Origin of the sequence: Empedobacter sp. UBA7620, assembly GCF_002484185.1 — a bacterium.
GTDB lineage: Bacteria > Bacteroidota > Bacteroidia > Flavobacteriales > Weeksellaceae > Empedobacter > Empedobacter falsenii_C.
In genome coordinates this window covers 18878-31897 of the sequence record NZ_DLJI01000026.1, presented here as the reverse complement: position 1 = coordinate 31897, position 13020 = coordinate 18878, and the positions used below count along the sequence as shown (strand labels likewise).

The following is a 13020-nucleotide window of genomic DNA, read 5'->3' as shown; positions in this document are numbered from 1 at the left end:
GATTTAATCATTATTTTTACGAGAAGTTCTAAAGATAAATCAAGATGTTAAAAATAGGAGATAAAGTTCCAGATTTTAAAGGAATTGATCAAGATGGAAACGAAGTTTCATACCAAGATTTTGCAGGAAAAAAATTAGTCGTTTTCTTTTATCCAAAAGCAAGTACGCCTGGTTGTACAGCCGAAGCATGTGATTTGCGCGATAACGAAAATGCATTGAAGGCACAAGGTTATCATTTGGTTGGAGTGAGTGCAGATTCTGTGAAAAGACAAAAGAATTTTGCAGAGAAGAACAATTTACTTTTTCCTTTGCTTGCAGACGAAAATCACGAAATTTTGAATGCTTTCGGCGTTTGGGGACCAAAGAAATTTATGGGACGCGAATTTGATGGAATTCATCGTACAACTTTCATCATTGATGAAAAAGGAGTGATTACAGATGTAATCGAAAAAGTGAAAACAAAAGAACACGCAAAACAAATTTTAGAAAAATAAAAAATAATATAATGAGCGATTTAGACAATAAAAAGAAAGCGTTACAGCTGATCTTAGATAAGATGGACAAGGCTTACGGGAAAGGAACTGTAATGCGTATGGGAGATTCGGCTGTTGATGATAAAATAGAAGTAATTCCTTCTGGATCTTTGGGATTAGATTTGGCGTTAGGAGTAGGAGGTTATCCTCGCGGACGTGTTATCGAAATCTACGGACCAGAATCTTCAGGTAAAACAACATTAACGTTACATGCTATTGCAGAAGCGCAAAAAGCTGGTGGTATCGCTGCTTTTATTGATGCTGAGCATGCTTTTGACCGTTATTATGCTGCGAAATTAGGTGTTGATGTAGAAAACTTAATTATTTCTCAACCAGATAATGGAGAGCAAGCATTAGAAATTGCAGATAACTTAATTCGTTCGGGAGCGATAGATATTATCGTAATTGACTCTGTTGCGGCACTTACTCCAAAAGCGGAGATTGAAGGTGAAATGGGAGATTCTCGTATGGGATTACAAGCACGTTTGATGTCTCAAGCTTTACGTAAATTGACAGGTACAATCAATAAAACGAAATGTACAGCGATTTTCATTAACCAATTACGTGAAAAAATTGGGGTAATGTTCGGTAATCCAGAAACAACAACTGGTGGTAATGCCTTAAAATTCTATGCATCTGTACGTTTAGATATCCGTCGTTCTACTCAAATCAAAAATGGAGATGAGGTAATCGGAAATCACTCGAAAGTAAAAGTGGTTAAAAATAAAGTTGCTCCACCATTCCGTCAAGCAGAATTTGATATTATGTACGGTGAAGGAATTTCTAAAGTTGGAGAAATTTTGGATATGGGTGTTGAGAAAGGAATTGTAAACAAATCTGGTTCTTGGTATTCATACAACGATAGTAAATTAGGACAAGGTCGCGATGCTGTAAAAGAAGTATTGAAAGATAATCCTGAATTAGCAGAAGAAATTGAAGCTAAAATTGTCGCATTAATCAAAGGTGAGCCAGTAGATGGAAAACCTTCTGTTGATAATCCAGCTGACGAAGCAGAATTATTTGCTGAAGATTAATTCGAAAGAATTTTTATATAATGATTTTTAAGCTCTGAGGAAACTCAGAGCTTTTTTGTTATCTTTAAAACTCACTAATATTTATGTATGAGAAAAATATTTTTATTTGGTTGTATTTTATGCTTTTTTAATTCTTGTTACTCACCAAAATATGCATTAACAGATGTATTATTAAATCCAGATAAGAAATTAGTTCATCTTGATAAAACCTTTTTATTGGTTAAAAATAATTTTCCATTTAATGCTGTAAAATTTAATGAAAAGGTTGATAATGATTTCAAATCTCTTTTTGGTTCTCAGTTATATCTTCAACAAAATTTTATTGATTTTGATGTAAGTGATTTTAAATATCTATTAACAAAAGATGAATTAATTTTAATAAAAGATCAGACAAATAAAGATTATTTATTACTGTTGAAAACATTGTTGAAGCCTGCTTATAAAAATGGTAAAAAAGATAATTCAATGAACAATAATCAGATGAAAAGAGAGTATCATATTATTCTTGAAGTTTATGATTTACAAAATTTGGAAAAGATTTATGCGAAAAAATCAGGATCAATTTTAGAGTTTAAACATGAAGGAGTTTCGGCTTCTACTACTTCTGAAGTTCAATTGGAAAAGACTTTTCAGCTTTTATTTAATGATTTTAAAATTTTTATCAATAAATAATGAGGTTATTAAAATAAAAAACCACTTCTGCAGAAGTGGTTTGTCATGTTGAATTTATTTCAAAATCGAATATTGTTTATGATGAGAATGTGAAACGAATTCAGATTGATATACGAATAATTTATTCTAAAATATATTTCAATTTATAGCCAAACATTCCACGATCTTTGATCATGTCTGCAACACCTTCTGGACATTCATTTTCCCAATCTTGCTCAGCATTTGCAATTTTTTCTAAAATTCGACGCGAATAAGAATCTAAATAACTTCTGTTGTAATTCAAAATATCTTGAATTCTTCCGTTATACAAGAAATATTTGTACAATTCGTGCACGCTATCACTTACTTGTAGATTTTTCGACGTCAACAAAATATCTTTTTCTTTGTCTAAATATGGATACAAATAAACTTTTACATTTTTCTTGAATAATTTTCCGAAAGCTTCCATAATTCCGCCAGGTAAATCGGCATAATATTGCTCATTGAAAATTTCGACCAAATTATTAACACCCATCGCTAAACCAACTTTGGTTTGATTTCGAGTAAATTTCGAGAAATAATCAACTAATTTATAATATTCAGAAAAGTTAGAAATGATAACATTGTAACCTAAACTACCAATAATATCAGCGCGATCTAAAAAATCTCGTTCATTCAATTCGCCTTCAAAACCAGAAGCAATCAAGTTAGAAAGCGTAATCTCAAATAAAATTTCGGTATTATCTGTTCTAACATCATCTTCTTGTTTGAAAATTTCTAAACCACCTTTGAACATATCCATATTTACATTCATAAAAGGACGGAAAGAGCCACGAACAGCGAAGATATTTTTTTTGTATAATAAATCGGCAGGTAAAATATTTTTTCCTTGTGGATTGAAAACCGCAACATCCGTCATTCCGTTTTTAACCAACTGAAGTGACATCAATCGATTATCAACATATTTGAATTGTGGTCCACGGAAATTAATCATGTCAATTTCTAATTGATCTTTATCCAACGTATCGTATAAAGATTTTATTAATTTTCGGGGATTATCGTAGTAATAATAAGCGCCATAAATCAAATTAACACCCAAAACACCTAAAGTTTCTTGTTGCAATTGAGCCGTATTTTCTTTGAATTTTACATGAAAAATAATCTCGTTTGCTTTTTCATCTTCTGCATTTAACTTGAAACGTAAACCTATCCAACCTTGACCTTCATTTTTCTTTGAATAATCAATTGTTGTTACCGTATTTGCGTAGGTGAAAAATGCTTTTTCTTTGTAGTGATCGTGGACTAGACGCTCTTTCATCAATTCCATCTCATGATCCAACATTTTTTTAAGGCGAGCTTGTGTCACATAACGACGATTTTCTTCTACACCATATATAGAATCGGACATTTCTTTGTCATAAGCACTCATCGCTTTTGCAACAGTACCCGAAGCAGCACCTGCGCGATAAAAAAAACGAACGGTTTCTTGACCTGCTCCAATTTCTGCAAAAGAACCGTATATTTTCGGATTCAAATTGATCTCTAAAGCTTTTTGTTTAGGAGTAAGAACTTGTTCTAATGCCATATTTTAATTTCAAATAGTTTGTGGTAAATTTACCAAATCATTATGGCTAAATCAAATATAAAAATACATTTTTTAGGAACAGGGACTTCACAAGGAATTCCGATTATTGGTAGCGATCATCCGGTATGTTTGTCAACAAATCAAAAAGATAAACGTTTGCGTTCTTCTTTGTTGTTAGAAAAGGATGGAAAGATTATTACGATAGATAGTGGACCAGATTTTAGACAACAAATGTTGCGTTATAATGCGCAAAGGTTAGATGGAATATTATATACACATGAGCATAATGACCATGTTTTAGGATTGGATGATATTCGCCCGCTTGTTTTTAAATCTGGAGAGGATATGAATGTCTATGGTTTGAAACGCGTGTTGGATGAATTACATAATCGTTTTCCATATATGTTTGCTGAACATAAATATCCTGGAGTACCAACGGTAATAGAGAATGTTATAGAAGATGAAAAATTTTCGGTTGCTGGATTTACGATTGAACCAATTAAAGTTCTACACGGACCCTTGCCTATTTTGGGATATTTAATTGATGATAAAATTGCTTATTTGACGGATGTAAAAACGATTCCAACAGAATCTCTTGAAAAATTACGAGGAGTAGAAGTTTTAATCATTAGTGCGCTGCGAGTAGAACAAGAACATTTTTCGCATATATTATTAGATGAAGCAATACGATACTCGGATTTAATAGGCGCAAAGCAGACATATTTTACACATATTTCGCATCATTTGGGATTTCATGATGAAGTAGAGGAAAAATTACCAAAAGGTAAACATTTGGCTTACGATACGTTAGAAATAATTCTGTAAAAAGTTTAAAAAATAGTTGGAAAAATAAATAAACTAACATTATATTTGCAGTCCATAAAGGCTCGGATGGCGGAATTGGTAGACGCGCACGACTCAAACTCGTGTTCCTTTGGAGTGTGGGTTCGATTCCCACTCCGAGTACTGAAAAATCCCTTAAGTAATTGTACTTAAGGGATTTATTTTTTTATGGGTGGCGAAAAAGGTGGCAAACAAAAATAATAGTTATTAAACAATAATATGTATATTAGTGTTTAATAACTATTATTGTAATATGGATTTGCAGAATAAAATTGAACTTATTTCTAAATTATCTCCTATAATAACTTTGGTTTTGTCTTCATTAATAATTGCTCCAATTAGTAATGTAGCAAAGACTTTTAATAATAGAAGATCTAGAAAAATTGATAATACAAAAGAAATAGAATTTCTACTTGATAAACTTGATGATAATTTTAAAAATAATTTTGTATTAAAAGATTTTAAAGAAAATTACTTTTTTCTACAAACAGGAATTGAAACAAATGAAAAATCTATAGATAGTTTTATCAAATTAAAGGATAATTTAAAAGGCAATTATACTTGGAAGAAAATCAAATTAGCAATGCCATATTTTAAATTTGAGAATGAGCTAATTACAATAAATATAAAACCAATTTTAAAATATTTTGCAATATTTACTTCAATTATTTCAATATTATTTTTTCTAATAGCTTTTACGATTATCTTTTATTTTACAAGTGAATTTCAATATTTTTCAATGAAAGATTTTTTTAAATTATTTATACTTGTATTTATGCCATTAGCTTGCGGATATTATTTACTTAAAGTAATATCGCCTTTAATTATGGCTATAGCAATGGAAAAAAGATTGATTAAATATAAACTATCATCAACTTAGTTAATAATCAAAAATTAAAGTTTCCATTGTAATACCTTTTTGTATTTCTTTTATTTGTAATATAATTAATAAAAGTCAGAAAATCTTACTTTCTAGTCTATATTAGTAGATTTTATGTAAAATTAAAAATTTTAATATCAAATGTATTTAAACTTTAATGAAGTTTTAGATTTAATAAAAGTAATAGGGGTTTGGAATTTTTTTTCTATAATTACATTCCTATTAGGTACAGTTTTTACAATTTATACGTATTTTAAATCTTTTTATAGATTGGTTTATTCATGTCAATCAGTGTGTGAAACATGTTTTAAAACTGAAGATTGGGAGAATATATCTAACTTAAAAAGAACTCGTATCATTTTTAAAAATAATGGAAGAAAAACAATAACTTCTAATGAATTAAAAAATATTAAAATTATAGGTAAAAATATTAACGCATTTAAATTTATTGGCATAAAAAAAATAGATTATAGAATTACCAATAGTAAATTACAATTGAAATTAGATTATTTAGATGCTAATGATTTTTTTGTAATAGAATTTCAGCATATTGGAGATATTAAAGTAAAAGGTCGTATATCTGAAACCGGAAAATTTTTAAATACAGAAACTAAAAGTTGGTTAATTTTAAATTTTATATTAGTTGTCTATTCTTTAATATCTATGGCTGTTATTCCGTTAATTTCCATGTTTATTTTAGAAGACTATGATAAAGTTGTTTCAAGAGCTTTGATAAACGTGATAATCATATATCTTATTTACACAATTACTAGATATTTACATAAGGTTTTTTTTATTTCTGATAGTATTGTTGATAAATATCTAAGGACAAAATCTAAATGGAATAACGAATTCAAAAATTCTTTATGATTTTAAGTTAACAAAAATTGGTATTAATGGAGGGAGTTTTATATCCTTCATTTTCAGTATCAGTTTAGATAAGAAAAAGAGTTAAGTTTTCTTGACATGTAACTACCATAAATATCCTATTAGAAACTTTAAATAAAATATACTTTGAGAAAAAAAGATAATATTTTAAAAATTTTTAAAGAAAATTTAAGTGTAATTCTAATATCTATATATTTAATTAGTTTTACTAACTTTTTTATTTTTTACAAAAGTTTTAATATACCTATATTTTCATATATAAATATCAATGATTTCCTATTTTATACATTAGAATATGTATTCTTAGTTTTTTCTACAATTATAGTAGTTAACTCAGTTTTACTTATTGTATATACAATTTTATTTATCTTATATGAAAAAACAACTCTATTAATAAGGAAAAAATATTTTTATTATAAAAACAATAAGCATATTAAATATTTATTTAATAAAAAATTTAAAGAATATTATCCAAATTTTGTAATGACAATTCTATTTGTAGGGATTTTTTTAATAGGATTTTTACCTTCTAAATCAATTACTCTACCAGCATTCTTTATATACATAATGTATATATTAAACAAATATGATAACGATCAAAAAATGATCAATTTTTTTATAGCATTTGTGTATGTAATAATATTTATATCTACATTTATTAGTAACCTGTTTGATACAATTGATAAAAGAATTCATAAAGATGATTCCAATTTAATGATAGTATATGAAAATAGTTTTTACTTAACGAATAAAGAATCGGGGTGTATTAATTATTTAGGAGAAACTTCTACAAATATATTTTTATATGATATTGAAAATAAAAAATCAATAATTTTATTTAAAGATAAAGTTGAATCAATAAATATTAATAATGAAAATTATATATTTAAATTGATTGATTATATTCAAAAGAATGAATCTATAAGAGAATTTTATAAAGTATATTTTGATAAATCAAATCTTTAATATGAATGTTAATATAATTTCTAAAATGACGAAAATCTAGAGATTAAAAAGAAATAATTAACTTTAACTTTTTAATTATACGAAATACAGATAAATAGATTTTTTACTAAACTATATAATAATTTACTTTGTAAAAAATAAGATGTAGCTCAATTCGAAGCGGAGCGAAGAATTGAGCTACATCACTCGAATTACGTACATCATAGGATTTGTGATAGGCGATATTATATAAAAAATATAACCAATAAAATGAAGCTAATAGTAGAATCAAACAATTTTTTATATTATAAAAATTCTGAATACAAAAAGTTTAAAATCGAATTAAATGGAACTTTAATTTATAATTCAGAGAATAATATATCCGTTACAATTGATCAAGAGTCAAAAATATTTTTTAAACAATTAAATCAGCTACATTCTTTTTGTGAAGAAATAAGAGGAAAATCTAAAGAAGAGATACTTTATTATATTTTAAAAAATAATATAGAAAAATCTAATAATTTAATTAAGACCATCGAGAATTTTAATGAAGTCTCTCTTAATACTTTTAAATCTATTTTCCTTTTGTACCATTGGTTAGAAATTCCTTTAATTAATCAAAATGAATCTGACATTGATAAAACACTTTATAATGATTTCGTAATAGATTGGACTTTCAGACCTGAATCTCAAAAAGATATTTACTTAATTAAGAAAGAATATATAAAATCTGACAATTTTGAATACCTTAATCATTTAAAAAAAATTAATTTATTATCCGAATTTAGGATTGAACCATATATAGGTCAGCAATTGTTAGCTTTTTTTATTCCTTTAAATCAACCAGGGGTTTCTAAGGCGTTATTTGATTTTAAAGATTCTAATGGTGTCATTAGAAGTTCATATTCTTTATGGAAATCAATTTTAAAAGACAGAGATACAAGAATTAGTAACTGGATAAATAATAGATTTTAAAATGGAATATTATAACAAAGAAATCTTTTTTTTGTTTATAGGTGCTATTTTTTCAATACTTCTACCTGTTGTTTTGATAATAGGTAAACAAGGGCATAAAAGACAAGAAAAGAGAGCAGAGTTAGAAAAAAATAACACTGTTGGTAATATTGACCAATGGCTAAATGATTCTTATGAATATAAACAATCTAATTTTTTTCAATTGATGACTGAATGGAATCTGCAACCTTTATTTATTGTATCAATTACAAATCTTATAGAAAATTCAAATTTCCTTAATGTTTCAGTTACTTTCATTTTAATATTATTAATAATTTTGCACGAATTATGGGTATCTAAAAGATATTCAAGTAATGGTTATTATCAGCTTTTGTCTGTCATTATTTGGATTTCAACATATCTCATTTTGGTCAATAAAATTGCCTAACAAAAGTTTGGCGCAATTGCGGGTTAAGTGATAATTGAAAGTTTCGGCTTTCTATATCGCAAAAAGCCAATTACATTGACTTTTTTTCTTAAATTTATTCAATGAATTGGCTTTTTGCTTACAGTGTCGCTAAAATTGAAATTTTTCGCTTCAATTTCCGCCACAGACGCCAAGACCCGAAACGTTAGCGGTCAGGCTAAAAGACAGCACACCAAAGACAATTCAACAAATAAAGAAAAAGAAAAATGGCAAATACCTTTCTGACAAGAATTAGTAAACTTGAACAATACAACTCAATAAACAAGACAGTTCTTTGGGAAGATGGAATAGAAAGTAGGTGGACTAATGTTTACGGACAATTACAACTTAACGACAATGCAATTTTTATCGCAGCAAACAAATTATTAATTGGAACTGTTACACAAATCAACCCAAGACAAAGCATTCTTTGTTCAAATATTCAGGAAGTATTTTGCTCTAATGACCAATTTTTACAATTACACGAAATTTATCCCGAACAAATTTCAAGAGTAAAAGCTAACTTTCAGCCCTTTATTCACCCACAACAAATAGACATTTCAAAACTTATAAGCGATGCCAACGCAAAGCGTTTTGTTAGTTATTACATTCTTGCAAATACTGAAAAGTATGAAGAATTAAAACCTATTCTTAAACCGAACGACAGAATTGTTCTAATCAATTCAAACGATACATTTGACAATATACAACTACAATCAACAACGGGTTTAATTCCTTTTCAAAATGTTTCAATTAGCGTTCAAGGACTTTCGCTTCAAGAAGTTTTAGAACTAAATCAAGCTGTAAAAAGAAAAAGTAAAAGGTCTAACAACGTTACCAGAGTTCAAGAAGTTATTAAAACAACCTCTGAAAATGGCGTTTACAAATTCAAAACATTCTTTTCGTACTATGATTTTCTATACAATAAGTTGGTTTATAAAAATTCACCAACAATCTCAAACTCTAAAATCAAATTAAATACAAATGAAACCGTTTTTAAGGTTTCAATGAGTGGTAAGGATATTAATGAAGAAGCATTCAACTATCTAATTGAAAACAATTTGGTAATTGTTCACAGGGATACACCAGCCAAAGGAACTTCTTATCAAACACAAGGCGATACATTTGCCAATCAAATGAAAATAGGCGACTATTTTTATCTATGCAGAGGAAATAGTAATCTTGAAGTAATTGGAAGAATAACAAGCAATATAGAAGAGTGTGAGTTTGGCGATTTAGGTGATGATGGTTGGTTGCAACGTTCATATGAAATTGTCGCAGAAGCTGAAAAAGAAGGTTCATATCAAGACGAAAAAAAATGGTGGACACCAAATGACAACTCTACTTGTATTGTAATCCCTAAAAACGAAATTGCTAATGCAAACAAAAAGATATTCATTCCGTTTTTTCAAACAGAATTTGAATACGAAAAAATAAATCCAGAAAACATCACAGAAATAATATCAAACACCAATATGGCTTCAACCTTAAATCAAATTCTGTTTGGTCCACCAGGTACGGGCAAAACGTACAACACAATCAATAAAGCGATTGGAATAGCTAATCCTTCTTTTGATTTAAGTCAGTCACGGAGTGAAATAAAAAAGGAATTTGACCGATTGATGAAAGAAGAACAAATTGTGTTTACTACTTTTCATCAAAGTATGAATTATGAAGATTTTATTGAAGGTATAAAACCCATAGAACCCGAAAAAGAAGGCGACCCAATTAGTTATCAAATAGAATACGGAATTTTTAGAAATCTCTGTATTGAGGCTTCTTTTGCGATTGCCCAATTAAGAGAAAACAAAACGACCGAAGAAGTTTTAGACTTTTCTATTCTTTACGACACATTTGCAGAAAGTGTTGAAGAAAAATTATTAAAAGGAGAACAAGTAGAATTAGACACAAAAACGGGTGGAACTGTATTAGTTGACAGCATTTCTCAAAAAGGAAATTTTGTAATAAAACACCACGATGGAACAAGGACTTACACCGTTTCTAAAGCAAGATTGACAAAATTACAATCGGCAATTAAAAACCTTGACGATGTAAGTAACATAAATGACCAATTTCGTGAAGTAATTGGAGGAAGTAATTCTTCGGCTTATTGGTCAGTTTTGAATGCAATAAGAAAAGAAAAACGTACACAGTCAACAAATAAAGAAACAAGAACATACACATTCAGCGACAAAAAAGAAGTTGTTTCTTCACTTACTAAATCTGATTATGTCAATAAAAACGGTAAACCGTTTGTTTTAATCATTGATGAAATTAATCGTGGTAACGTTTCTCAAATTTTCGGAGAGTTGATTACGTTGATTGAAGATGATAAACGATTAGGGAAAGATGAAGCGTTAGAAGTTACATTGCCATATAGTAAAGAAAAATTTGGCGTTCCGCCAAACCTCTTTATTATCGGCACAATGAACACAGCAGACCGAAGCGTGGAAGCGTTAGACACAGCTTTAAGAAGGCGTTTTAGTTTTGAAGAAATGCCACCAAAACCTGAATTAATTAAACAAGAAGGTAAATTGGAAAATGGCGTTTTAGAAAACATTGAATTGGATTTCTTGCTAAACACTATCAACAGACGAATTGAAAAATTGCTGGATAAAGACCACCAAATTGGTCATAGTTATTTTATATCAGTTGCAAACTTTACAGATTTAAAATCTGTATTTAAAAATAAAATCGTTCCGTTGTTGCAAGAATATTTCTTTGGCGATTATGGAAAAATCGGTTTAATCATTGGTAAAGGGTTCTTCGATCCAATAGAAAATGACGAAAATATTTTCGCTGACTTTTCCGAATATGATGCTTCAGATTTTACAGAAAGAAATATTTTTAGAATTAAAGACATCGGTAAAATGGACGAAATAGTTTTTGCAAATGCTCTTAATGCTTTATTGAATAAATGAGCTTCAAAAACAAACACATAACCGTATTTGAACATCAATCCGTTAAACTTAATCAAGTAATTGACGGCATTGAGTTTAATGGTTCAATGCTAAAGGTATTGCAATCATATTTTGGTGAAAATGGAGTTCCCTATTATTCATTAATTCATAATGGCGTTAGGTTTAATGAATATGTTGGAGTAATTCAAATTGGCGAAACTATAATTGAAGTATTGCCAAAAGCTGACAATTCTCAAAAAGGTGCAGATGAGAAAAAGAAATGGCGTGATATTTTAATTGATATGCTTTTTGCTGTTGGAATTTTTGAAATCCACGCCCCAAGTAGCAGTTCTCTTAAAGTAAAACATAACTCTATATTAGATTTATATTTTGAGATTTTAATTAAAGAAGTTGAATATCTTCTGCATAATGGACTTGTAAAACAGTATCGCAAAAAAGAAGGAAACGTTTCGGCTTTGAAAGGTAGTATCCAATTTGGCAAACACATTCAGCAAAATATAATACATCAAGAAAGATTTTATGTAAGCTACACGACATACGATGTTGAACATAAATTACATTTTATCATTTTCAAGACATTAAAACTTCTCAAACAGATAAACACAAATAACCAATTGCATAGTCGTATTGGTGCGTTGTTGTTACATTTTCCTGAAATGCCAGACATTAAAGTAAGTGAAACGACTTTTGAAAAAATAACTTTCAATAGAAAAATACAGACATACAAAAATGCAATAGAAGTATCAAAATTATTATTACTTCAATATCATCCTGATGTTAGAAATGGCAGAAATAATATTTTGGCATTAATGTTTGATATGAACAAACTTTGGGAACAATTTGTATTTGTAAGTTTGAGAAAGCACAAATCTATTGACACAACAATCACAGCTCAGATATCTAAATATTTTTGGAAACCAGAGACAGGTAATCGTTCAAAAATAAAACCTGACATTGTAATCAATAAAAATACGGACAACTGTATTGTTTTAGACACGAAATGGAAAAACTTGAATGGTTACAATCCTTCGTCAGACGATTTGAGACAAATGTATGTTTATCACGAATATTTTTTAGCTAAACGAGTTGCTTTAATTTATCCAAGTACAGACAATTCAAAATCATCAGGAATATTTTTAGATCCGACCACAAATAAAGAATTAGACAAAGAATGTAGTGTTTTATCTCTTGCAGTTGAACCAAAAATTAGAATTTGGCAAAAGAATATTTATGACGCATTTAACGAATGGCTTGAAATTGAAAAAACAACGACTTCGACAATATGAAAAGTAAAACGATAGACAGAAAAATCCCGAACCC

At 28.6% G+C, this 13020-nt stretch carries 12 protein-coding genes and 1 tRNA gene; 12 read left to right on the top strand and 1 reads right to left on the bottom strand.

Annotated features, from left to right (window positions below):
* Positions 1-38: 38 nt before the first annotated feature.
* The 3 genes from bcp to B2217_RS05475 all read left to right on the top strand — a co-directional run bounded on the left by bcp (position 39) and on the right by B2217_RS05475 (position 2239).
* Entirely contained in the window at positions 39-494 is a 456-nt protein-coding gene (gene bcp, locus B2217_RS05485) for a thioredoxin-dependent thiol peroxidase (RefSeq protein WP_221855740.1), read from the top strand.
* Between the two features lie 11 nt (positions 495-505).
* Complete coding sequence (gene recA / locus B2217_RS05480; RefSeq protein ID WP_038333157.1) at positions 506-1567, top strand: recombinase RecA; 1062 nt, start codon at positions 506-508, stop codon at positions 1565-1567.
* 87 nt (positions 1568-1654) lie between these two features.
* Positions 1655-2239, top strand: a complete 585-nt coding sequence (locus B2217_RS05475) for a hypothetical protein (RefSeq protein WP_291122183.1) — start codon at positions 1655-1657, stop codon at positions 2237-2239.
* A gap of 121 nt (positions 2240-2360) precedes the next feature.
* Here B2217_RS05475 and B2217_RS05470 read toward each other — a convergent pair whose 3' ends face one another.
* Positions 2361-3803, bottom strand: coding sequence for a TonB-dependent receptor (locus B2217_RS05470; RefSeq protein ID WP_125350665.1), 1443 nt, complete (start codon positions 3801-3803; stop codon positions 2361-2363).
* A gap of 42 nt (positions 3804-3845) precedes the next feature.
* Between B2217_RS05470 and B2217_RS05465 the strand changes: the two genes are divergently transcribed.
* From B2217_RS05465 to B2217_RS05425, 9 genes are all read left to right on the top strand, one after another.
* Positions 3846-4628 carry an MBL fold metallo-hydrolase gene (locus B2217_RS05465; protein ID WP_219034245.1) on the top strand — a complete coding sequence of 261 codons (783 nt, stop codon included), beginning with the start codon at positions 3846-3848 and terminating at the stop codon, positions 4626-4628.
* A 60-nt stretch (positions 4629-4688) separates the two neighbouring features.
* Positions 4689-4769, top strand: a tRNA-Leu gene (locus B2217_RS05460).
* 130 nt (positions 4770-4899) lie between these two features.
* On the top strand, positions 4900-5526 hold the full coding sequence (locus B2217_RS05455) for a hypothetical protein (RefSeq protein WP_280046175.1): 627 nt from the start codon (positions 4900-4902) through the stop codon (positions 5524-5526).
* A gap of 141 nt (positions 5527-5667) precedes the next feature.
* On the top strand, positions 5668-6396 hold the full coding sequence (locus B2217_RS05450) for a hypothetical protein (RefSeq protein WP_280046174.1): 729 nt from the start codon (positions 5668-5670) through the stop codon (positions 6394-6396).
* Between the two features lie 144 nt (positions 6397-6540).
* Positions 6541-7380, top strand: coding sequence for a hypothetical protein (locus B2217_RS05445; protein ID WP_291092562.1), 840 nt, complete (start codon positions 6541-6543; stop codon positions 7378-7380).
* Positions 7381-7629: 249 nt separating this feature from the next.
* Entirely contained in the window at positions 7630-8334 is a 705-nt protein-coding gene (locus B2217_RS05440) for a hypothetical protein (RefSeq protein ID WP_280046481.1), read from the top strand.
* Position 8335: 1 nt separating this feature from the next.
* Positions 8336-8761, top strand: coding sequence for a hypothetical protein (locus tag B2217_RS05435; protein WP_280046484.1), 426 nt, complete (start codon positions 8336-8338; stop codon positions 8759-8761).
* Between the two features lie 245 nt (positions 8762-9006).
* Positions 9007-11700 (top strand): McrB family protein, encoded by a 2694-nt coding sequence (locus tag B2217_RS05430; RefSeq protein ID WP_291122182.1) that lies wholly within the window; start codon positions 9007-9009, stop codon positions 11698-11700.
* A complete protein-coding gene (locus B2217_RS05425) occupies positions 11697-12986 on the top strand; it encodes an McrC family protein (RefSeq protein ID WP_280046486.1) in 1290 nt (429 codons plus the stop codon). Before B2217_RS05430 ends, B2217_RS05425 begins: the two co-directional genes overlap by 4 nt.
* Positions 12987-13020: the final 34 nt, after the last annotated feature.